The 21,831-nt window shown below is 64.8% G+C and carries 22 protein-coding genes and 1 pseudogene; 9 read left to right on the top strand and 14 right to left on the bottom strand.

The annotated features are described in order from the left end of the window. A pseudogene (locus AC630_RS46235) lies at nt 1-200 on the bottom strand (hypothetical protein); the annotation flags it as partial. Nucleotides 201-445: 245 nt separating this feature from the next. Here AC630_RS46235 and AC630_RS46975 point away from each other — a divergent pair. Further along, nucleotides 446-1,516 carry a winged helix-turn-helix domain-containing protein gene (locus tag AC630_RS46975; protein WP_245330391.1) on the top strand — a complete coding sequence of 357 codons (1,071 nt, stop codon included), beginning with the start codon at nt 446-448 and terminating at the stop codon, nt 1,514-1,516. Beyond that, a complete protein-coding gene (locus AC630_RS46970; RefSeq protein WP_245330390.1) occupies nt 1,470-2,180 on the top strand; it encodes a tetratricopeptide repeat protein in 711 nt (236 codons plus the stop codon). The genes AC630_RS46975 and AC630_RS46970 overlap by 47 nt, the downstream gene beginning before the upstream one ends. Nucleotides 2,181-2,355: 175 nt before the next feature. Here AC630_RS46970 and AC630_RS14915 read toward each other — a convergent pair whose 3' ends face one another. The 6 genes from AC630_RS14915 to AC630_RS14890 all read right to left on the bottom strand — a co-directional run bounded on the left by AC630_RS14915 (nt 2,356) and on the right by AC630_RS14890 (nt 7,163). Continuing rightward, nucleotides 2,356-3,288, bottom strand: coding sequence for a lipid A biosynthesis lauroyl acyltransferase (locus tag AC630_RS14915; protein ID WP_074119266.1), 933 nt, complete (start codon nt 3,286-3,288; stop codon nt 2,356-2,358). Between the two features lie 8 nt (nt 3,289-3,296). Beyond that, nucleotides 3,297-4,574, bottom strand: a complete 1,278-nt coding sequence (locus tag AC630_RS14910) for a beta-ketoacyl-ACP synthase (RefSeq protein WP_074119265.1) — start codon at nt 4,572-4,574, stop codon at nt 3,297-3,299. Nucleotides 4,575-4,622: 48 nt separating this feature from the next. Continuing rightward, nucleotides 4,623-5,831, bottom strand: coding sequence for a beta-ketoacyl-ACP synthase (locus tag AC630_RS14905; protein WP_074119264.1), 1,209 nt, complete (start codon nt 5,829-5,831; stop codon nt 4,623-4,625). Further along, entirely contained in the window at nt 5,828-6,298 is a 471-nt protein-coding gene (locus AC630_RS14900) for a 3-hydroxyacyl-ACP dehydratase FabZ family protein (protein WP_074119263.1), read from the bottom strand. The genes AC630_RS14905 and AC630_RS14900 overlap by 4 nt, the downstream gene beginning before the upstream one ends. 10 nt (nt 6,299-6,308) lie before the next feature. After that, nucleotides 6,309-6,596: an acyl carrier protein gene (locus AC630_RS14895; RefSeq protein ID WP_007592476.1), complete on the bottom strand. Its 288-nt coding sequence runs from the start codon at nt 6,594-6,596 to the stop codon at nt 6,309-6,311. Between the two features lie 225 nt (nt 6,597-6,821). Then, nucleotides 6,822-7,163 (bottom strand): hypothetical protein, encoded by a 342-nt coding sequence (locus AC630_RS14890; RefSeq protein ID WP_074119262.1) that lies wholly within the window; start codon nt 7,161-7,163, stop codon nt 6,822-6,824. 323 nt (nt 7,164-7,486) lie between these two features. Between AC630_RS14890 and AC630_RS14885 the strand changes: the two genes are divergently transcribed. Continuing rightward, a complete protein-coding gene (locus AC630_RS14885) occupies nt 7,487-8,116 on the top strand; it encodes a ParB-like protein (protein ID WP_074119261.1) in 630 nt (209 codons plus the stop codon). Nucleotides 8,117-8,131: 15 nt separating this feature from the next. Here the strand turns inward: AC630_RS14885 and AC630_RS45425 are convergent, their stop codons facing one another. Next, nucleotides 8,132-8,287, bottom strand: a complete 156-nt coding sequence (locus AC630_RS45425; protein ID WP_167561209.1) for a hypothetical protein — start codon at nt 8,285-8,287, stop codon at nt 8,132-8,134. A gap of 415 nt (nt 8,288-8,702) precedes the next feature. On the opposite strand from AC630_RS45425, the gene AC630_RS45420 reads away from it, so the two are divergent. Further along, nucleotides 8,703-8,852, top strand: a complete 150-nt coding sequence (locus AC630_RS45420; protein ID WP_167561208.1) for a hypothetical protein — start codon at nt 8,703-8,705, stop codon at nt 8,850-8,852. 204 nt (nt 8,853-9,056) lie between these two features. Here AC630_RS45420 and AC630_RS46965 read toward each other — a convergent pair whose 3' ends face one another. Then, nucleotides 9,057-9,467, bottom strand: coding sequence for a hypothetical protein (locus AC630_RS46965; protein WP_245330392.1), 411 nt, complete (start codon nt 9,465-9,467; stop codon nt 9,057-9,059). Between AC630_RS46965 and AC630_RS14875 the strand changes: the two genes are divergently transcribed. Together AC630_RS14875 and AC630_RS14870 are read left to right on the top strand one after the other, a co-directional pair. Further along, nucleotides 9,423-10,154: a Crp/Fnr family transcriptional regulator gene (locus AC630_RS14875; protein WP_074119259.1), complete on the top strand. Its 732-nt coding sequence runs from the start codon at nt 9,423-9,425 to the stop codon at nt 10,152-10,154. The two genes, AC630_RS46965 and AC630_RS14875, sit on opposite strands and share 45 nt — an antisense overlap. Nucleotides 10,155-10,162: 8 nt before the next feature. Continuing rightward, nucleotides 10,163-10,393: a DUF6894 family protein gene (locus AC630_RS14870; RefSeq protein ID WP_074119272.1), complete on the top strand. Its 231-nt coding sequence runs from the start codon at nt 10,163-10,165 to the stop codon at nt 10,391-10,393. A 133-nt stretch (nt 10,394-10,526) separates the two neighbouring features. On the opposite strand, the gene AC630_RS14865 is transcribed toward AC630_RS14870, so the two are convergent. The 3 genes from AC630_RS14865 to AC630_RS14855 all read right to left on the bottom strand — a co-directional run bounded on the left by AC630_RS14865 (nt 10,527) and on the right by AC630_RS14855 (nt 13,632). Continuing rightward, nucleotides 10,527-11,009, bottom strand: a complete 483-nt coding sequence (locus AC630_RS14865) for an MgtC/SapB family protein (RefSeq protein WP_074119258.1) — start codon at nt 11,007-11,009, stop codon at nt 10,527-10,529. Nucleotides 11,010-11,021: 12 nt separating this feature from the next. Then, the gene (locus AC630_RS14860; RefSeq protein WP_074119257.1) at nt 11,022-11,600 is read right to left on the bottom strand and encodes a peroxidase-related enzyme; all 579 of its coding nucleotides are present in this window, start codon (nt 11,598-11,600) and stop codon (nt 11,022-11,024) included. A gap of 292 nt (nt 11,601-11,892) precedes the next feature. Then, nucleotides 11,893-13,632, bottom strand: coding sequence for an ATP-binding protein (locus AC630_RS14855; protein ID WP_143198052.1), 1,740 nt, complete (start codon nt 13,630-13,632; stop codon nt 11,893-11,895). A gap of 437 nt (nt 13,633-14,069) precedes the next feature. Between AC630_RS14855 and AC630_RS14850 the strand changes: the two genes are divergently transcribed. After that, the gene (locus tag AC630_RS14850) at nt 14,070-15,038 is read left to right on the top strand and encodes a catechol 2,3-dioxygenase (protein WP_074119256.1); all 969 of its coding nucleotides are present in this window, start codon (nt 14,070-14,072) and stop codon (nt 15,036-15,038) included. Between the two features lie 178 nt (nt 15,039-15,216). Here the strand turns inward: AC630_RS14850 and AC630_RS14845 are convergent, their stop codons facing one another. Beyond that, on the bottom strand, nt 15,217-18,747 hold the full coding sequence (locus AC630_RS14845) for a molybdopterin cofactor-binding domain-containing protein (protein WP_074119255.1): 3,531 nt from the start codon (nt 18,745-18,747) through the stop codon (nt 15,217-15,219). Next, entirely contained in the window at nt 18,747-19,229 is a 483-nt protein-coding gene (locus tag AC630_RS14840) for a (2Fe-2S)-binding protein (protein ID WP_074119254.1), read from the bottom strand. Before AC630_RS14840 ends, AC630_RS14845 begins: the two co-directional genes overlap by 1 nt. Nucleotides 19,230-19,477: 248 nt before the next feature. Here AC630_RS14840 and AC630_RS14835 point away from each other — a divergent pair, with 248 nt between their 5' ends. Both AC630_RS14835 and AC630_RS14830 read left to right on the top strand, forming a co-directional pair. Beyond that, nucleotides 19,478-20,935 carry a 6-hydroxynicotinate reductase gene (locus AC630_RS14835; protein WP_074119253.1) on the top strand — a complete coding sequence of 486 codons (1,458 nt, stop codon included), beginning with the start codon at nt 19,478-19,480 and terminating at the stop codon, nt 20,933-20,935. After that, nucleotides 20,932-21,831, top strand: a complete 900-nt coding sequence (locus AC630_RS14830; protein ID WP_074119252.1) for a UPF0280 family protein — start codon at nt 20,932-20,934, stop codon at nt 21,829-21,831. The genes AC630_RS14835 and AC630_RS14830 overlap by 4 nt, the downstream gene beginning before the upstream one ends.

The following is a 21,831-nucleotide window of genomic DNA, read 5'->3' as shown; positions in this document are numbered from 1 at the left end:
GTTGTCGAGCCGTCGCCGCCAAGACCCGCCGCGCCACCCCCGCCCGCCGTCGAACTGCCTGCGTCACCGCCAGCCACACCATTGCCGCCCGCGCTTTGGGCCAGCGCCGGCACCGTCGATACCAACACCAAGGCTGTTGACACCAAAAAGAGCGCTCGCAGGCGGTGCTTGCCGCCAAATTGATCCGCTGCTGCTGCCACTGTTGCGTTCCCCCCCGCCGCGCGGCATGGATCAGCCTGGCAGCTCATCCGTGCGCGATCATTCCCGCAGCCCGGAAAAGTCGAGTCTGCCGCATCTTCATCTCACCGAGAGGGAAGCGGTGTCTTGATAAGGCGTTGGCAACTTTCTGAAGGTTTCTGAAATTTACAATTCAGGCCCGTTTTTCGGGCTTTTTCGACCCACTTCCTCTATATGAGCCGTCTGGACAGACGCTTGGGGGGATAAATTGCTTCGCTTCGCCGGTTTCGAGCTGGACCAGCAGCGCGCGGAGCTGCGTGGGGCCGATGGCGTTGCGATCAAGCTTCGGCCCAAGACTTTCGAGATGCTACGGCTGTTCGCCGCTAGCGGCGGCCGGGTGCTGAGCAAGCAGGAGCTGATGGAGGCGGTCTGGCCGAACGTCCATGTCGGCGAGGACAGCCTGTTCCAATGCATCCGCGAGCTCCGCACCGCGCTCGGCGACGAGCGGCGGCAGATGATCAAGCTCGCTTCCGGCGGCGGCTACTTGCTGACCGCGGAGGTGTCGGCTGAACCGGCCGCCAGCCTCGCTCATGCCGGGCCGCCCTCGGCCGACCCGGCCGGGGAGCTCCGGCCTGCGGCACCGGTCGAGCCTGTCCCGGCATCTGCGAGGCCGCGTCGCACCATCCTGAGTCGGCGGGTCATGATCCCCGCCGTCACCGGCTTCTGCGCGATCCTCCTCGGCCTTGCGGCCGCCACGCCGGCGCTGAAGCCGGACCTCCTGTTCAAGCGAACGCCGCCCCGCATCGCCGTGCTCCCGATCGTTGACGACAGCAACGACACGCGCGGCGCGGTGATGGCGGCCGAGGTCACCGGCCGCCTCACGGACGGTTTTGCCAAGATCCAGAACATCAGCGTGGTCGCGCCGCGCTCGCCCGCGCTGGCGAGTGTCGAAAGCGCCGGGCTGCCTGCCGCGCCGTCCGATTACGAGATCCGAGGCGAGTTGCAGCACAGCGATCAGTCCTGGACGTTGCGGGCGCGCCTTATCAAGGCGGGCACCGGCGAGGTTCAGTCGGTCGTCGCGGCTTCGGTCAGCGCTGACGAGGCGGACGCGCAGCATGCGCAGTCCCGGCTCGTGGCCGGCGTCGGCCATGCGCTTGCGCGCCGTCTCAACGAAATGCTGGAGCCGAGTGCGGCGTCCTCCCGCGCCCGCGGGGCGTCGGCGGGGGGGAGACAAGGTCGCGATCGAGCAGGCCATTGCGTCGATCAACCAGACGACGCGCGAGCGTTTCGGCATGGCGCAGACCATGCTGCAAAAGGCGCTCACGGACGACCCCGATAATCTCGAGATAGCGGTTGCGCTGTCTTCGCTGCAGCTGCGCGGCATCCAGATGGTCTGGTTCAGCCCGGACGAGGCGGTCGCCGTCGAGGCGAGGGCCAATGCGACGCTCGAACAGGCCTTGCGGTCGAAGCCGAACTCGATTCCGGTGCTCGAGGCCTATTGCCGCTTTCTCAGCGCGACCAACCATTTCGTGGAAAGTCTCGTCACCTGCGCCAGGGCATTGAGCTTCGATCCGTGGAACGGGTCTGCGCTCTATCTGATCGGCCTCGGGCAGATCTATCTCGGCCGCTTCGATGATGCGCTCGCGACATTCCGGCAAGCCGATCGTTACGATACGCCGCCGGCCTCGCGCTGGACCTGGCTGCTCGGCGCGGGCCTCGCGAATGTCCTGATGGGGCGCGACGAGGAGGCGTTGCCGTGGCTGCAGCGTTCGATCGCCATCACGCCGGCGACCGGCCGCTCGCACCTGCTGCTCGCCGCCGCCTACCAGAGATCGGGCCGGTTCGAGGAGGCGAGGGCAGCGATCGCGGAGGGACTGCGGCTGCGGCCCGGCACGACCAGGCTCAACGTCTGGCCGCCGATGAAGAACGCAAGTCCGGTGTGTATCGCAGCGTTCGATCGAGTCGTTCAGGCCGAGGTCGACGCAGGACTGCCAGAGCAATAGGCGTGCAGTCTACAGATCCTCACTCTGAGGAGCCGCGCTTGCGCGGCGTCTCGAAGGGCGAGGCCACCAGTCGGGCCTTCATCCTTCGAGACGCGCGTGCCGCATCCTTCGAGACGCGCGTGCCGCGCTCCTCAGGATGAGGCGCAGGAGCTCGATTGCATCGCAATGACTGTCCCTACCGCCACCTGCGGTGCAGCCAGAGCCACTGCTCGGGATTTTCTCGGACCCAGCCTTCCACCACGCTCGTGATCGCCTGCGTCGTGCCCTGGATGTCGATCTTGCCCTCGGCGTCGCGCACCGGCTTGACCTCCTCGGTCAGCTCTCCGGAGAAGCGGCCACCGGGCTTGCGGATGATGCGCACGCCGTGGATCGGGCATTCGACCTGGCGCAGCAGGCGCGCCAGCATCGGATTGGCGCGGGTCTTGCGGCCGAAGAAGGTGACCTCGACGCCGCCGGTCAGATACTGGTCGATCAGCATGGCGACGTGCTTGCCGTCCTTCAGCGCCTGCGCGAGCCGCAAAGGCGCGTCGCGCCCCGCCGGGATCAGCGTGCCCATGTTGACCTGGCGCATCTCCTGGATGATGCGGTCGGCAGAGGCGATGTTCGGCCGGCGATAGAGGATCGCAGTATCCAGCCCATGCGCGACGGCGGCGAGCGCCGGCAATTCCCAGTTGGCGAGATGCGAGGCGAAGATCAGCGCCGGCTTGCCGTCGTCGCGGATCTGGTCGAACAGCTCGATGCTGCGCTCGGGCAGTTCGATCTTGCTCTTTTCCGGATGATCGCGGTCGTAATCCCAGACGTGGTCCATATGGGCGAATTCGGCGCCGACGCGGCCGAGATTGTCCCAGACGCCCATCAGGATCTGCTCGATCTCCTCGGGCGACTTTTCCGGAAAGGCGGCAGTGAGGTTGGCGCGGCCGATGCGGTGCTCGCGCAGCCGCGGGCCGATCATCTTGGTGACGCGCGCGAAGAAATCCGAGGTTTTGACCGGATCGAAATGGCGCGTGGTGCGCAGCATGCCGACGGTGGCCGCACCGATCAGGCTTCCGCCGAGCGATTTGGCGGCCTCCCGCGCGCGGGCCTTCGTGCTCGCAGGAAGCAGTGACATGCGTCCGGTCAGGCCGGTTCGCGGGTCAGGATCAGCGAGGCGTTCTGGCCGCCGAAGCCGAACGAGTTCGACATCACCGCGGTGACGCGGGCGTCGCGCGCCTTGTTGCCGACGACGTCGAACAGGATCGTGGGGTCCGGAATGTCGTAGTTGATCGTCGGCGGAATGCGCTGATGCTCGAGCGTCAGCAGCGAGAAGATCGCCTCGACCGCACCGGCCGCCGAGATCGTGTGGCCGACCATCGACTTGTTCGAGGTGACCGGGATCTTCTGCACGAGCTCGCCGAACACGGCCGATGTCGTGTTGTACTCCATCTTGTCGTTTTCGGGCGTCGAGGTGCCGTGGGCGTTGATGTGGTCGATCTGGTCCGGCTCCATGCCGGCATCGGCCAGCGTCTTCTTCATGCAACCGATGATCGGCTTGCCGTCGGGCGAAGAGCGGGTGCGATGGAAGGAGTCGGTGAGCTCGCCACAGCCGGCGATCACGCCAAGGATCTTTGCACCGCGCGCGGTTGCGGCTTCATAGCTTTCGAGCACGAGGGCGCCGGCACCTTCGGCCATGACGAAGCCGTCGCGGTTCTTGGAGAAGGGACGGGAGGCCGCCTGCGGCGGATCGTTCTGGGTCGACAGCGCCGAGAGCAGCGAGAATCGCACGAGGGCTTCCGGATTCACGGTGCCGTCGGTCGCCACGCACAGCGCGGCATCGGTCTCGCCGCGGCGGATCGCCTCGACGCCCAGCTGGATCGAGGTCGCGCCCGAGGCGCAGGCCGTCGACAGCGAGATCGGCGAGCCCTTGGTGCCGAAGGTCTCGGCGAGGTGCGCGGCCACCGAGCCGAACATGAAGCGGTGGTGATAGGCGCTGTACTTGCCGCCGCCGGAGATGCGCAGCAGGTCGTCATAGGTGAGGTCGAGCTTGCCGACGGCGCGGCCGAGCTCGCTGCGCTGCGGCCATTCGACCTCGACCGGCGCAACCGCCAGGAAGAGGGGACCCGGGAAATCGCCCTTGGCGCCGATGCCAGCCTGCTCGAGCGCTTCCTGCGTGACGAGATCAGCCATCCGCTCGGACAGGGCCGTGGAGGAGAACGGATCGACGCTGACGAAATCCACCGTGCCGGCCATCGTGGTCTTCAGGCCGTCGATCGGAAAGCGCGTGATGGTGCGGATGCCGGATTCGCCGGCGACGAGCTTTGCCCAATTGTCGGCCTTGCCGGCGCCGAGCGAGGTCATGATGCCCATGCCGGTAACGACGACGACGGGACGCCCGAATTTGTCGCGTGGTGCAGTCATTTGTCCCCCGATAAAGCTAGAGCATGATCCGGCAAAGCGCGCCGCGCTTCAGCGGACAGCCTCGACCAGCGCCATGCCTTCGCCGCGCCAGTGTCCGGCCCCCACCACCACAATCTGGGTGGGCGCTCCCTGCGATTCAATCTCGGTTCCCGTGGAATCGTTCGGCGGGAACAATGCGCCGCGCGAGATCGACAGCGCGGCGAGCGCAATCCCGAGCGGGAATTGCGTTTCCATGGTGTGGCCGAACATCGTGCCGGTCGAGCGCACCGGGAAGTCGGCATGGCTCTTCAGGAAGCCACGCTCCTCCGATGTCGCGGGTTCCGCGCCGGTCGCGCCTGATATGATCGCGCCCTTGCCTTCGTGCATCGGCAGTTTGGCCCAGAGCTTCTCCAGCGTCGCGGCCATGTCGCCCGGCTGCTTGCGCTTGGCGAGATCGGCAACCACGCTCGAAAGCCTTGCGAACGGCTTTGCGCCGCGCGCCTCGGCGTGCGCCCTGGACTCCAGCACCAGGAACGCACCGGCCGAGCCGAGCGCGAAGCCGGTGTGATCCTTGCGCGCCCACACGGGTGCGAACTTGTCCTTCAGGTTGAAGTCGCCGAATTCGTAGAGAACCAGCAGGTCCTTGCGCTCGCCATTGTGCGAGCCGCCGACCAGCGCGATGTCGCTCTCGCCCGAGGCGATGCGCGACAGTGCGATGCGCGCGGCATCGGCGCCCGCGACCTCTTCGCCCATGAAAGTGCGCGAGGTGCCGCCGAGACCATGCACGATGGCGATGTTGCCGGCGAGGAGGTTGGAGAGCTGCGCCAGGAACAGCGTCGGCCTGAGATCGCTCATCAGCCGCTCGTTGAGGAAGCCGGGCGCATTGGCGCCCTTCGCCTCGGCCGTGAGCACGCCGCAGTCGACATTGAGATCGCGCTCGCCGCCGCCGGCGGCCACCACCATGTCGATCTTCGACAGAATGTCCTTGTTGCCCTTGATCCCGGCGGAGTCGAGCGCCAGGCCCGCGGCATAGGTGCCGATGCGCTGCCAGGCTTCCATCTGGCGCTGGTCGCCCTTCTTCGGGATCTGGCTGTCGAAGCTGACCGGCATCAGGGGATGCACGATGTAGGGCGCAAAACCCTTCTCGTCGACGTTGATGCGCTTTTCCTGGAGCGCGGCCCAGTTGGCGTCCAGCCCTTCGCCGAGCGAAGTGGCGAGGCCAATGCCGGTGATCCAGACTTCCGTCTGGCCGGGCTTCGAAGCGGGAGTGTCAGTCATGGCAATACGGCCTGTTGCGGAAAGCCGATGCGCTTGGCGAACGCGTCCATGTAGCCGCGCATATCCGCATTGGGGAAGGGTATCTGCGTGAAGGTGAGCGTCGAATTGGCGCGCAGCTTGCCGCCGACCCTGATCTTGGCCTCGGTCATGGCGTAGCCCGAACCTTCATGGACAAGGGTTGCCTCGATGGTCATGAGATCGCCGGGGAACACCGAGCCGCGGACCTTGGCCTCCTTCACGGCGGCCAGGATCGGCATGCGCTCGAACCTGAGGACGCCGAGCTGAAGCCAGCCCGAGGCCTGTGCCATCGATTCGATCAGGAGCACGCCGGGCATCAGGGGATAGCCCGGGAAGTGCCCCTCGAAGATGGTGCTCTCCTTCGGGACCAGCGCCTCGACGACGATCCGCTTCTCGTCGACGTTGAGGTCGACGATGCGATCGATCATGTGGAAGTATTCGAGTTGCATGACCGCGCGCTCAGGCGCTCGCGCCCTTGGCCGCAACCAGTTCGTCGATGCGGGCGCACAGATTCTTCAGAACGAAGTACTGCTCGGTGGTCGCCTTGCCGTCGTTGACCTCCTGGGTCCACTTTTCCAGCGGCAGCTTGATACCGAACTGCTTGTCGATCGCGAACGCGATGTCCAGGAAATCGAGACTGTCGATGCCGAGATCATCGATGGCGTGGCTATCCGGCGTGATCGTGTCGCGCGGGATGTCGCAGGTTTCAGCGATGATCGTAGCGACCTGATCGAATGTGGAGGACATCACTAAGCCTTTGATATATTGCGGATATTTGTCAGATTTTCCAGAGTGGCGCGGTGGGTGGGCATCGCGCCCCGAGTGACGCCCTCAACCCCCCTCTGGCCGGGTCGAAAGCCCGTATATCGGAGCGCCGCCCTGAGTTCAATGGAGCCGGGCAGGCGAGGAGACACCCGGCTGGGGATGCCCGCCAGAGTCCGTTCCACCTGGGGACCGGCGGCGGGGCCAGGCCTAGATATGCGGTGTCGTGATCTTGACGCAGTCGCGGCGGCCCATCAGCACGCAATCCTGGGTCCGGCGCAGGTCGGCGATGCTCACGGCGAGCCAGATCCCGATCGCGGTCAGCGCGATGGTGAAGGCAAGCGCGGCGACATTGGCGAGCATGCGGTGGCGGAAGTCATCGGGCTCGGGGCGGGGCTGCTCGTAGCGCGACAGGTCGAGCGGCTCGGGCGCGACGCGGAGCGGCTGCACGGTGCCGCTACCCCGGTGAACCGCCGGGGAGGACGAGGTGCGCGGCCTGAACTGGAGCACCCGGTGCTCGTCATCCGAGCTTATGGGCCGCTGGGTTTTCATGGTGCGGGGATCACTCCGAAGCGCACTTTTTAGATAGCACACGCGATGAAGGCGTTGCAGAAAATCTTCTCAGCGCGCCCGCGCATTGCGCTTTCGCACGCCCGTTCAAGAACCTTGCGAGCGATCGCGGAATTGGCGGTCAGGCCGGTGTCAGGAAACGCCGGGTTGCATTGCAGCAAGAGCCGTGGACCTTGCCTCGCCCTGTCCCGTGAACATCGGCTCGTGATCCGTGTCTGGGCCGAGCGCATTTTGCAGCGTCAAGGCCCATGGCATAATCTAGGGAACTCAGACCACAAGTTCCAACTATTGAGAGGCCCTCGATCATGATGACCACCCACGCGCGCGAACCCAGAGTGCATCCGGTGTCGATCCTGTCGCTTCGGCCGACGCAGATGACGGTCGGCATCCGTGAGGTCAAGGAGAAGCGCAAGCGCTGGCGCGAGCGCGACACGAAGAAGCAGTCCGATCTGCTCGGCACCCACATGATCCCCGTCGTGTACGGACCCGACGAGCGCTACTACGTGATCGACCATCATCATCTTGGCCGCGCGCTGCATGACGAGGGCATCAAGGAGGTGCTGGTGACCGTCGTCGGCGACCTCAGGATGGTCGAGCGCGAAGCGTTCTGGGGCGTGATGGACAACAAGCGCTGGGTCTATCCCTACGACGCCAAGGGCGAGCGGCGGCCGTTCCGCGATTTGCCGAAATCGGTTGCCGATCTCAAGGACGATCCCTTCCGGAGCCTTGCCGGCGAGCTCCGCCGGATGGGCGGTTTTGCCAAGGACACGACGCCGTTCTCGGAATTCCTGTGGGCCGACTTTCTGCGCCGAAAACTGTCGCGGAAGGCGGTGGACGCCAATTTCGACAGGGCGGTCGAGAAGGCCTTGTCCGCGGCCAAGAGCAAGGATGCGATCTATCTGCCCGGCTGGTGCGGGCCGGCGGATGATGATTGAGCCGCGATGCTCACGTCACTCGCGCAGGAAGATCTTGGCGCCAGGGTAGACGCGCCGGGCGTAAGTCACGACCAGCTCGCGGTCCTGGGTTTCCAGGAACGGAGTTCGGATCTGACACGACCCGACAACGAGGTGCCATAGACCATTGAGCTTCTGAATGGCGACGTTCATTTGAGCGTTCCTCGAAGACTCATCATTCCAGCAAGGCTTCTTGTCGCGGCAGTCTTGCGATTCACGATCGTGATGCCGGGCGCAAAATTCCCAGTTCGGCTCGCGCCGCTGCAAAACAACGGTGACTATTGTTAGTCGCGCTTTTCGAGCGTGAAGTTCGCGCTGCTCATGCGTCGCTTTGGACTAGTCTGCGAGCATAGGAGTCTCGCGCTGTCGCTCAATTGTACGAGCCCAGGCTGCGGGCATCTGAACGGATGAGCGAGTCTGCGAAGGTACGCCAACCTCATTGCGGTATGCGGCCTCACGAACCCTCATCACAGTGTCTTGAGCGAAACCATTTTCCGCCCGCACGAAAAGGTCCTGAAACAAAGCCGTTCCATCTTCGCGGACAATCAAGTCCAAACAGGAGGCAGGAATGCGTCGTCTGGTCTTCGCCGCGGCCTTGCTCGCGGTCGCCTCAGCAGGGATTTACACTTTGGTGTCGGCCTCGTTTGCTCACCAGGCCAAGACATTGACGTTTGCCGAGCGCTTTGCGCCGGCGCTCGAGTTGATGGAAAAGCGCTAGCGACACAGTGCTTCGCAGCCGCAATTAACGCCGCGGTGTACGGCCGGAGCGGATGCCGGCTGCACTTGCTTATGCTCCGGGAGGAGGAAGCGGTTGCATTGGCGAGCCTGTAGCTAGCGCTCCGGGCTTGTTGCATCTTGCAGCTGACTGGCGCGGGGACTGCGAACCCTGAGCGCGCTTGACCTGGTCGCTTATTGGGCGCGATCACTTCGGACTTTGCGGGCCGGGTGAGGACAGAAGGCGCTCCATCTGGACAGCGGTTTCGCCGTCGCGCACCTTCTGCAACAGCGCGCGACGCTCGGCGCCGGCCGGCAGGTTCTTGGCTGCGGCGCGGGCGTCCTGAGTGAACTTGTTCAGCCGCTCCTGGAGTGTCAGTGCCGGTCGCGAACGGTTGCGCTTCTTGGTCATGATTTGTCCTTTCAGGCGCAAAGACAACCACGCGCGAGCAAGCCGCGTCCTTAACTTTTGTTGGAACCTTGCAAGCGGATCGCGGGTTTTCATCGCGATGGCGCTGCGGCGCCCATGAAGTTCCATGAACACGTAATTCCATGAACAAGCGGAGCTATTCGAGTGCCCAGCGATGCGATCCGCGCGGCGCTTGTCAGGCGTCTGCACGTCTCCTCCGGTATCTCGGAGGACGACGTCAAGGAAATCGAGTCCCTTCCGATCTCCGTGCGGCAATTCCCCGCCGAGACGCCTGTTGTGCGGGACGGCGAGCGGGCGACCAATTGCTGCCTGATCGCGGATGGCTTCTGCGTGCGCTCCAAGACGATCGCGAGCGGCAAGCGACAGATCCTTTCCATCCACATTCCCGGCGAAATCCCTGATTTGATGAGCCTGTTCTTGCATGTAATGGACCATGATCTGATAACGCTGGCGCCATCAACATTGGGCTTCATCAGTCACGACACGCTGCAGAAGCTGCACCGCCGCAGGCCCAACGTCGCCGAGATGTTTTGGCGGGACACGCTGATCGACGCTGCGATGTTCCGCGAATGGATCGTCAATGTCGGACAGCGCCCTGCGCCCTCGCGGCTCGCCCACGTCATGATCGAATTGCGCGAACGTCTCAGGATCATCGGGCGCGTTGACGGCAGCAGCTTCGAGATGCCGCTAACCCAGGAGCAGATCGGCGAGGCCCTGGGCATTACCGCCGTGCATGCCAACCGCGTGATCAAGCAGTTGCGTCAGGAAGGGGTTGTCGAGCTCCAACGCGGCCGTGCCACCGTGCTCGACGAACGGAAATTTTTGGAACTGGCCGATTTCGACGACCGTTACTTGCACCAGTCGCCAATCCTTTGAGCCGCCCGATGCCGCGATTCCATTTCGACGTCCACGAGAACGGCCGCTTCATTCCGGACGAGAACGGGCAGGAGTTCGTGAATGCAGAAGGCGCCCGCAAGGAAGCGGTACTCACCGGAGCATCCATCGCCCGCGACGCCTTCGTGGCGGGCAGCGCACATCATGTCGTCGTGGACGTCCGCGAGGGTGGCACGCCCTGCATGAAGATATCGATCACGCTTGAGGTCGAACGGGCGTAGATGGGGCGAGCATCGGCTCGTCAGCCGTTCGCTGCTTGTGTCCTAGAGCAGATGGAATCGGAATGGGGCACTAGCCTCTCGTTTTGACGCGTTTTCTTCACGCGAACCGGTCTCCACTTCGCTCGAAAACGCTCTAGCGTTCGTGCGTCTCCTCCTCGTGCGGCTCTGTCTTGCCGCCAAGCATCTGGTGCAGCCAGCGCTCGACGCGCCTGCCAACCGAGAGCAGCGCGATCGCAATCACCAGCGCGACCAGGACAATCTTCCATTCGCCCACACCGCAGGCGATGCCGAGGCAGGCTGCGAGGAAGGCGCAGGCTGCGCTGGTCAATCCGTGGACGCGGAAGCGATGGCCTTCGCGTACGATGACGCCGGCGCCGAGAAAGCCGATGCCGGTGAGGATGCCCTGGACGACGCGGCTGGTCGCGTCGGTGATCTTGCCGGGCTCGGCGAACTGCACGGCGAGCAGCACGACGGTCGCGGTCGAGAGACCGACGATGCCGAGCGTCTTCAGCCCGATCGGCTTGCCGTGCAGGTCCCGGTCCAGCCCGATCGCCCCGGCGGCGAGCGTCGCAACGCCAAGACGCAGCAGTATTTCGGGCCAGTCCAGCTCGGTCATCGCGTTTCCAACTTATTTCTTGGGCAGGCGTCCCATCAGGTAGAACTCTTCGTTCGGCCGCATGCCGGTGAAATTGGCGAGCCGGTTGGACAGTGCGAAGAAGGCGGAGATCGCGGCGATGTCCCAGATGTCGTCGTCGCTGAAACCGTGGGGCCCAAGCGCGGCGAAATCCTCCTCGGAGACGCGCTGCGCATCGGCCGAGACCTTCATCGCGAAATCGAGCATCGCCTTCTGCCGCGGCGTGATGTCGGCCTTGCGGTAGTTCACCGCGACCTGGTCGGCGATCAGCGGGTTCTTGGCGCGAATGCGAAGGATCGCTCCATGCGCGATCACGCAATACTGGCACTGGTTGGCCGCCGAGGTCGCCACCACGATCATCTCGCGCTCGGCCTTGGTGAGGCCGCCGTCCTTCTCCATCAGCGCGTCGTGATAGGCGAAGAACGCGCGGAACTCGTCGGGCCGGTAGGCCAGGGTCAGGAACACGTTCGGCACGAAACCGCTTTTCTCCTGCACGGCGAGGAGCCGCGTGCGGATGTCGTCGGGCAGGGTGTCGAGGGCGGGAGCGGGGAAGCGTTGCGTGGGCTTTGTCATGGGTATGGATTCCAGATCGGGGGCGGCAAACATAGTCGATGAGGGTGGCCGCCTCAACGTGCCACGATAATTCTGGGGCTGGATTGCTTCGCTGCGCTCGCAATGACGAGATTGGAGAACGCGCGTGCCACAGAGTTCATTCTCGTGCCCCGGACGCAGCGCAGCGCCTCTTCGGCGGTGCGGTGCAGAGCCGGGGCCCATGTTTCCGAGAGTGGAGTTGGTGCGGCCTGGGTCCCGGCTCTGCGCAGCAACGCTTGCGCGTTGCGGCGCGTCCGGGACACGAGAGTTGCTCCTACCGCAGCGGCTTCTTCAGGAGCGAGAAGCGATCGGGGTCCAGCCCCATCGACGGTTGCAGCATGGGGGCCTCGACGCTGGAGTGCGTCTTGGCGGACGGTGCCGAGAACACCGGGTCGTTCGGCACGTCGCGCTGCGAGGTGGCGCCGCGCCAGCGCTCGAGCACGGCGCTGACGAAATGCATGTCGTGACCGGAGGTGACCGACGGTACGCTGCTGATGGTGGCCTCGCCGCGCGGCAGTTGATGCGGGGGCACCTCCTTGAAGCGCAGCCGGGTCGGCAGCGCAACGCCTTCGCCGAACGCCAGCACTTCGCGGGTGCCGAGCGAAGGCACGAAGGACAACAGGTTCGCGGCCGCATCCGACACCGCGGCACGCAGCAGCGCCTGGTCGCGGTCGTTGGCAAGACGCATCGTGAACAGCGTGTTGCACTGGGAGATGATGGTGGCGTCGAGCTCGGCCGGACGCTGGGTGATGAGGCCGAGATAGACGCCGTATTTGCGGCCTTCCTTGGCGATGCGCGACACCGCCTTGCGGGTCGGGCCGAAGCCGACATTGCGGTCGGCGGAGGCGTAACGATGCGCCTCTTCGCAGACGAACAGCAGCGGCGAGACGCCGTCGCTCCACAGGCCGAAGTCGAAGGCCATGCGGCACAGGACCGAAACGACGGAATCGATGACTTCCACCGGGAAGCCGGCGAGCTGCATCACCGTCATCGGCTTGCCGTTGGCGGGCAGGCGAAACAGATGGCTGATGACCTCGGCCATGGTGTCGCCGCCGACATTGGCGTTGTCGAACATGAAGGTGTAGCGCGGGTCGTTGCGCACGGCTTCGATGCGCGAGATCAGCTTGTGATAGATGATGCGCGAGGAGCGGTTTTCCAGCTTGCCCATCCGCTCGTCGATCAGCGAGATCAGGTCGACGAGCCGATAAGGCACCGGCGTATCGACGGTGTAGCCGACCTGCTTGGGGTCGATGCGCTTCAGGCCGATGCGGTCGGCGTTCTGGTACTGGGTGTAGACGCCTTTGGCGATCGGAATGACTTCGGCAAGAATGTCGAGCTCCTCCGGCACGCCGGGGCGTCCGGCGAACAGCACGTCGACGATTTCCTCGAAGTTGAACAGCCAGAACGGCAGCTTCAGGTTTCGCGGGTTGAGCACCAGCGCACGGTCGCCGAAGCAGCGGCCATATTCGTTGTGCACGTCGAGCAGGAAGATACGCAGGTTGGGGCGCGACTTCAGGATTTCGTTGAGCAGCAGCGACACGCCGGTCGATTTGCCGACGCCGGTCGATCCCAGGACGGCGAAATGCTTGGACAGCATTTCCTCGACGTCGACATAAGCGATGACAGAGCGGTCCTGCTGCAGAAAGCCGACGTTGATCTGGTCCGATCCGGTCGGCGCGTAGATCGTGCGCAGCTCTTGGCTCGTGATCAGGTCGACCGCATCGCCGATGGTCGGATAGTTGGTGACGCCGCGCTGGAATTTCGGCTTGTCGCTGGCGTTGAGGATCTCGCCGAGCAGGTCAACCGACGCGATCGCAATATAGCTGTCGTTGTTCGACAGGTTCTCGCAGGAGACCTCGGTGATCATCGCGACGATGACCGAACTGTTGCAGCGGATGCTGACAAAGCGGCCGACGGTCGCCCTCACTTCCGAGATCGGCATCTGGCTTTCCGCCAGAAGACCGACCCGCGCGAGCGATCCGCGAACCGAAATCACGCGTCCAAAGGATGTCACGATGGATGAACCCGAGAAGCCAAAATGTTTCCCGGAACTATGCGCGGCCGTCGCTGGACAAACGGTTAAACGGCAGGCGCGGGCGCTTTGTTAAATCCGCAACAATTCGGTCATGAGATTTGTACCCAATGCATGTTTGCGGACAGAAGAGGCTGAAAATGCTGATTCTCCAGGCCTCGGGGCTCAAACGCAATTAAGGAACATTTTACCATTCGGGCAGTCAGTCCGCCGTTCGGGGATGGCCGTCGTGGGAGGCGGGGCGGCATTCGTTGCGGACGGGGGCAGGCTTTGGTTTGTTGACGGGACCTAATCATTTGTACATTAGTACAAATGAGCCCGCAGCAGCAGCGCCACCCGGGCGCGCCCATTGACATTGCGCCCCGCGCCCGGCTGCGCGATCCCGTGACAAGGATCGCAGCCACGCCTTGGAGGAAACCATGCAGCCCGAACCGATCCTCGATCTCGCCCATCTCGGCCACATGGAACTGCTGACGCCGAAGCCCGACGAGAGCCTGAAATTCTTCGTCGACGTCATGGGCATGACCGTGAGCGGGCAGAAGGGCGAGTCGGTCTATTTGCGCGGCTGGGACGATTACGAGCGCTATTCACTCAAGCTCACGGCGTCGAAGACATCAGGCATGGAGCATATGGCGCTGCGCGCGCGGAGCCAGCAAGCGCTGGAGCGCCGTGTCGCCGCGCTCAAGGGCTCCGGCTTCGACATCGGCTGGATCGACGGCGACATGGGGCAGGGACCGACCTTCCGCTGCCGCGATCCCGACGGCCACATCGTCGAGCTTTATTACGAGACTGAATGGTATCAGGCTCCGCCGGAGCTGAAGCCTGCGCTGAAGAACCAGGCGCAGCGCTTTCCCGCACGTGGCGTCAACGTTCGCCGTCTCGACCATCTCAACTGCCTCGCCGTCGACATCAAGGCCAATCGAGAGTTCTTCGAGAACTATCTCGGCTGCCGCCTCACCGAGCAGATCGTGCTCAACGACGGCCGGGAAGCGGCGATGTGGCTGACGATGTCGAACAAGAGCTACGACTTCGCGTATTCGCTCGACCATTCCGGTGTGCCCGGCCGCTTCCATCACGTTACCTACGCGCTCGACAGCCGCGAGGAGATTCTTCGCGCCGCCGACATTTTCCTGGAGAATGGCGTTCACATCGAGACCGGCCCGCACAAGCACGCGATCCAGCAGACCTTCTTCCTTTATGTCTACGAGCCCGGTGGCAACCGCGTCGAGGTCGCCAATGCCGGTGCGCGCCTCATCCTGGCGCCGGACTGGAAGCCCATCGTGTGGACTGAGGAGGAGCGCAAGAAGGGCCAGGCCTGGGGCCTGAAGACGATCGAGTCGTTCCACACCCACGGCACGCCGCCGGTCGAGGGGAAGAAGCACGGCTAGTGTTGTATCTCTGACGTTTCATTCACGCAGTGTCATTCCGGAGCGACGCGAAGCGGCGAGCTATGATGCGCAATTGCGCATCTGAGAAGCCATAACTCCGGCTGGTGATTATGGATTCCGGGCTCCCTCGCTACGCTCGGGCCCCGGAATGACGGGATGAACCGTCTGAGGTATGGCACTAATGTTCTGAGGCCCGGACACGCGCGATCGTCTCGCGCAGGCCGGTCCATGCGGGCTTGTCCGGCGCGAATTGCCTGCGCAGGAAGGTGACGAGCTCCTCGACCTGCGCGTCGTTCATGCTCGCCTTGAAGGCGGGCATGTAGCCGAGATTGCTCGAGACGGGATCAGCGATGCCGTGCAGGATGACCTGCACGAGATTGTCCGATGTTGCACTGTGCAGGTTGCTGTTGAGCGCGAGCGAGGGGCGGCTGCCGAACAGCGGCAGGCCGCCGACCTCGTGGCAGGCGGCGCAGGCGCCGAGATAAAGCCGCGCGCCGGTGGAAGAGGCGACGGTGACCTGCGTCGCGCTCTCGAGCTTCGCGGCGAGAGCATCCGGCGCAGGTGCATCGGCCGTCGTGTCGTTGAACGAGTTGAGATAGGCGGCCATCGCACGAATGTCCTGATCGGGCACGGCGGCGAGATCCCTGACGATCGGCGCCATCGGGCCGGCCGCCACGCCGTGGTAGCGCGAATGGCCGGTGCGCAAATAGGCGTAGAGCTCGTCCTCGCTCCACGGGATCGGCGCGCGCGAGAGCGAAGTCAGCGGCGGCGCCTCCCAACCCTCGACAAAGCCGCCGGCGAGATAGGCCTCGCGCTGCTCGGCGCCAAGCGCGTTGCGCGGCGAATGGCAGGCGCTGCAGTGGCCGAGACCCTCGACGAGATAGGCGCCGCGATTCCACAGCTCCGACTTTGCGGGATCGGGCTTGAACTCGCGCGTCTGATGGAACAGCGCATTCCAGCCCGCGAGCAGCGGGCGGAGATTGAACGGGAAGGCGAGCGTGTTTGCCGGCGCGGTCGCGCGGACCGCGGGCTGCGCCATCAGATAGGCGTAGAGCGCCTGCATGTCGGCATCATCAGTCTTCGAGAAATGCGTGTAGGGGAAGGCGGGATAGAGCTGCCGTCCGTCGCGATGAAGCCCGTCCCGCATCGCGCGCTCGAAGGCGGGATAGGACCACGCGCCGATGCCGGTCTCGACGTCGGGCGTGATGTTGGTGCTGTAGATCGTGCCGAACTGCGTCTCCAATGCGCGGCCGCCGGCGTTGAGCACGCCTCGAAGCGTGGTGTGGCACTCCGCACAATTGCCGAGCGCGGCGAGCTGCTGGCCGCGCGCGATCGTCGCCGCGGAATAGACCGATGCATCAGGCCGTGCGATCGGCGCAATCGCGCGCCCCGGCAGCAGTGCTGAGCCGATGCCGATCGCGGCGGTGCAGACGGCCGCAATCGTGGCGAAGATGCCGGCGCGTCTGGCGAACGGATTCTGCCAGATGCGAGACGGCGGCGACGCTGCAGGAGCGGGCAGGGCCTGCGGCGTGGCGGATGCATCGCCGTGTAACCCCTTGAGGATACGCTCGGGCGTAAAGGGCGGCTCGCGAAAGCGCACGCCCGTGGCGTCGAAGATCGCATTGGCGATCGCTGCCGCGCTCGGCACCGACGCGGACTCGCCGACGCCAAGCGGCGGCTGGTCCGGCCGCGGCAGCATCAACACGTCGATCTCAGGCACATCGGGGAAGGGAATGATCGGATAGGCGCCCCATTCGCGCGCCGCCACCGCGCCGCGCTCGAACGAGACCTCCTCCATCAGCGCGCGGCTGGTGGACTGGATGACGTTACCCTGGATCTGGTGGCGCACGCCGTCCGGATTGATCATCAGGCCGGAGTCCTGCCCCGCGACCACGCGCGTCACGCTGACGTCGCCGGTCGTCTTGTTCACGGCAACGTCGGCGACCCAGGCTGACCACGCCGCGCCATAGCCCGGAAACTTGCTGTGGACATAGAGTGCGTAGGCAAAGCCGCGCCCGTGCACGACCTCACCGTCCTTCTCTTGCCGTACCGGTCGCGGCGTCCAGCCCGCGCGCTCGGCAACCGCATTGACGAGATCGACGGCGCGCTGATCCCTCAGATAGCGCAGGCGATATTCGATCGGATCGACGCCAGCCTCGGTCGCGGCTTCGTCGATATAGGATTCATGCGCAAAGGTGTTCGGCAGCGCCGAGACACCGCGAAACCAGGACGCACGCACGATCGGCGGCATGTCGTGCGCGACGACGCGCATGTGGTCGTAATCGTAGGGCGGGATTGCGGTTCGGTCGCCCATCTGGAGCACGGCAGGTTCCGGCGAAATCCGCCCGGTCAGCAGAAGCGCGAGCGTCGGTGCCGCATTCGACGGATAGCGCGTGGCGAGATCGTAAGCAGCGACGCCGCCGTCTGCGTCCAATCCGCCATTGACGTCGATCAGCTGCGCGGTGCCCTTGGGCTCCCAGGCGTGCTCCTGCTCGCGCGTGAGCTGCACGCGCACGGGCCGGCCCACCGCGCGGGACAGCAGCAGCGCATCGGCGGTGACGTCATCGGCGCAGTTGCGGCCGTAGCAGCCGGCAGCCTCCAGCCTGATGACCTCGATCTCGCTCTCCGCCCGCTCGATCAGCAGGGCAAGATCGCCGCGCAGCACGTGCGGGTTCTGCGTGCCCGACCAGACGCGGATGTTGCCGTCCTGAAAGTCAGCGACGGCACAGGACGGGCCGATCGAGGCGTGCATCTGATACGGCCAGACATAGGTGCGCTGCATCGGCTTGGTTGCGGCCGCGATCGCGGCGTCGACGTCGCCCTTGTCGATCAACGTGCGCGGCGTCGACGGATTGGCGCGCAGCGCGGTCTCGACATCGGCGAGATCGGTCAGTGCCGGCGTCGGCTTCCAGCGCACCGCGAGCTGCTCCGCCGCGCGGATCGCGTTCTCCTCGCGCTCGGCGACGACGCCGACGAAGTCACCGATGCGCACGACGGCCACGAGGCCGGGAATGTCGCGCACCGAGGCCTCGTCGACCGCAATCAGGCTGGTGCCGACGAACGGACCGGCATCGACACCGGCGTAGGGCGGACGCACCACGCGGCCGTGCAGCATGCCGGGCAGGCGGATGTCGTGCACGAAGGTCAGCTCGCCGGTGGCCTTTGCCGGCAGATCGACGCGGGGCATCGACTGGCCGACGATGGCGTAATCGCCGACAGGCTTCACGGCGACGTCGTCAGCAAGCTCGAGGCGGATCGTCTCGCCGCCGATCAGCTCGCCATAGCTGACGCTGCGATTGTCGTGTCCACGAACAAGGCCGTCCTCGATCCGCAAGTCGGCGACCGGCAGCTCCAGCCGCTCGGCCGCGCGCGCGATCAAAAAGTGCCGCGCTTGCCCAGCGGCCTTGCGCAGGGGCACTGCGGTGATCTGGATGGTTTCGCTGGCGATCGTCGGGCCCTGGTTCGGCACGACAGCGGTGTCGCCGAGCACCACGACGACGCGGGCAAAGGATACGTCGAGCTCCTCGGCGACGATCTGGCCGAGGGCCGTGCGGATGCCGGTGCCGAGATCGACATGGCCGTTATAGGCGCTGACCGATCCATCGGCGGTGATCCGCAGGAAGGTCTCGGATGTGCATTCGTCCACTGTACGGACGACAACGAGTGAACCGGATTGCCGCTCAGCTCCGTTCGAGACAGGGAAGGCCATCAATCCGTGGCCTCGGTGAGCTGGCCCGTCGCGCGCATCACTGCGCGCAGGATTTCGACATGCGTGCCGCAGCGGCAGAGATTGTAGCGCAGCGCCGCCAGCGCCTCCTGCTCGGTCGGTCGCGGGTTGATCGCGAGCAGCGCCTTGGTGGTCATGATCATGCCGTTGAGGCAGTAGCCGCATTGCGCGGCCTGCTCGTCAATGAAGGCCTGCTGCACCACATCCGGCTTGTCGCGCGTGCCGAGCCCTTCGAGCGTCACGATGTCGCGGCCGGCGCAGCCGCTGATCGGAATGACGCAGGAGCGCGCCGCCGCGCCGTCGATCAGGACAGTGCAGGTGCCGCATTCGCCGAGGCCGCAACCATATTTCGGGCCGTTGAGCACGAGGTCGTTGCGCAGCACGTAGAGCAGCGGCGTTTCTCGCGCCGCAGTGACCTCATGGATCCTGCCGTTCACGGTGAGGCGGATCGGTGTCTGCGTCATTCTCGTTCCCAAGCCCGCGGCGAAGTGCTGCTGAATCTACGTCGCGACGATACCGTTTGTACACAAACGTGCAAGCCGTGCATGCCGCACTGCAGCGCGACTGCCTTGTTTGTGGACAGAGCGGATAGGCAAATGAGTTTTTATGCGGCAGCCGCATCTTTTGCGCCGCACTGCGGCTTGACAGCCATCGGGAGCGCGCGCACCATCGTTCGTATACGAATGATAAATGCAAGTCCGCTGGCTTTGACATGGTGATGGAAACAACGAGCGCCGCCACCGACAAGATCCGCTGCGATGCCTGTCCGGTGATGTGCTACATCAAGCCGGGCGCGGCGGGTGCCTGCGATCGCTATGCCAATCATGAAGGCAAGCTCGTTCGCGTCGATCCGCATGTGATCCTGGAGCGCACGGTCTCCCATGGCGGCAAGCTCGTCCCGTTCAGCCGCACCGAAGATTGGGACGGCAAGATCGTCCACGAGCCATCGACCTTCGTGACCGCGATCGGCGCGGGCACGACCTATCCCGACTACAAGCCGGCGCCGTTCATCGTCTCCGCGGAGGTCGACGGGGTCGACATGGTGACTGTGGTCACCGAGGGCATCTTCTCCTATTGCGGAATCAAGGTGAAGATCGACACCGACCGCTATCTCGGGCCTGAGACCGCGACCGTTCGCGCGCAGGGCGAACCGGTCGGCCATGTCACGACCAGCGAATACGGCTCGCAGATGCTGTCGCTCGGCGGCGTGCATCATCTCACCGGCGGCTCCAAGAAGGAGGGCCGCGCCACCTGCGACACGCTGATGGATCTCGCCAACTGCAAAGCGGTGGAGCTGACCATCGACGGCGGCGCGAGCGTGGTGGTGCAGGCCGGGCAGCCGCCGATCGTCAACGGTGTCAGGGAAGAGCGCATGCGTGTCGGCTGCGGCTCGGCGACGATCGGCATGTTTGCCAAGCAGTGGCACGGCAAGGTCGACGAGGTCGTGGTGGTCGACGACCACATCACCGGCGTGCTGAGCGAGCACCAGGCCGGCAAGCTGCTCGACATCGCCGACACCGGCATCAAGATGAAGGGCCGGCGGTCGACGCCCGGCCGTTATTTCCAGGTCGCCGATCCCGGCACGGGTTGGGGCGGCACCAACATCTCCGATCCGCTCTCGATCCTCGGTCCGTTCGACGCAAAGGAAGCCAGGGCCGGCCTCTCGATGCTGATGGTCTCCACGACCGGCGAGCATTCGTCATACTATGTGCTCGACGAGGCCTTGAAGCCGGTCGAGACCGAGATGCCTGATGACCTGAAGTTCTCGGTCGAACGCATCCAGGAGAATTGCGAGCCGGCGCTGTGCACGGTGCTGTTCATGGCCGGTGCCGGCGGGTCGCTGCGTGCGGGCGTCACCGACAATCCGGTGCGGCTGACGCGCTCGGTGAAAGACGCGCTGACGCGCGTCACCAGCGGCGGTGCGCCTGTTTATGTCTGGCCGGGCGGCGGCATCACCTACATGGTCGATGTGACGCAGATGCCCGCCGGCGCGTTCGGCTATGTGCCGACGCCGGCGCTGGTCGCGCCGATCGAATTCACGATGAAGCTGTCCGACTATGCCGCGCTCGGCGGGCACATGGATTATGTGAAGCCGCTCTCCGAGGTGAAGGGCGGCGATGATGTCCGCCAGCTGCCCTGGCAGAACCCGATTCCGGGACCCCGGGCATGACAAGGCTCCCGCAAATCGCATTGCTGTCTGATGGCCGGCGGCTGCATTTGCAGGATGGACCGATTGATCTGATCGTGGAGGCGAGGGGGCGCGCGGACGGCGTACGCGCGGCCTATGAGGCGGCAGCGCGTCGCTTCACCGGGCTGCTCGACGAGCTCTGTGCGGAACTGCCCGAACTGCGCAAGGCGGCGGCCCCCGCCACGTGCACGCTGAACGGCGTTGTCGCGCGCCGCATGTACGCCGCGGTCGCGCCCTATGCCGCCAACTGCTTCATCACGCCGATGGCCGCCGTTGCCGGCAGTGTGGCGGAGGAGATTCTCGGCGCGATGCTCGGCGCAGCGTCGCTTGATCAGGCTTACGTCAATAATGGCGGCGACATCGCCCTTCATCTTGGCCGAGGTGAGCATTTTTCAATTGGGCTGATGGACCGGCCCGATCGCGCCGGCGTGATGCGGACGATGAAGATCGATGCGGATGACCCTGCGCGCGGCATCGCGACCAGCGGTCGGCACGGCCGCAGCTTTTCCCTGGGGATTGCCGATGCGGTGACGGTGCTGGCCGCAACTGCGTCGCAGGCCGATGCGGCGGCCACCATCATCGCCAATGCCGTGGATCTGCCGGGACATTCCGCCATCATCCGGCGCCCTGCGAATGAGCTTCAGCCTGATAGCGATCTCGGCGCGCGCCTCGTCACCCGGAAGGTCGGTGAATTGTCGCAGAACGAGATCGCGGCGGCGCTGGAAGCTGGCGCGAAATGTGCACGGCAATTATTCGATCGTGGACTGATCGAGGGTGCCGTGTTGCAGCTTTGTGGTGATATGCTTGTCATCGGAACAAAAGATATTGAACGGCAACGATCGCGCCCGCCTGTGCTGGAGAACGCGGTTCATGCCTGA

Source organism: Bradyrhizobium sp. AS23.2 (assembly GCF_001908185.1).
Lineage (GTDB): Bacteria > Pseudomonadota > Alphaproteobacteria > Rhizobiales > Xanthobacteraceae > Bradyrhizobium.
This window is presented reverse-complemented; position numbering and strand designations above follow the sequence as displayed.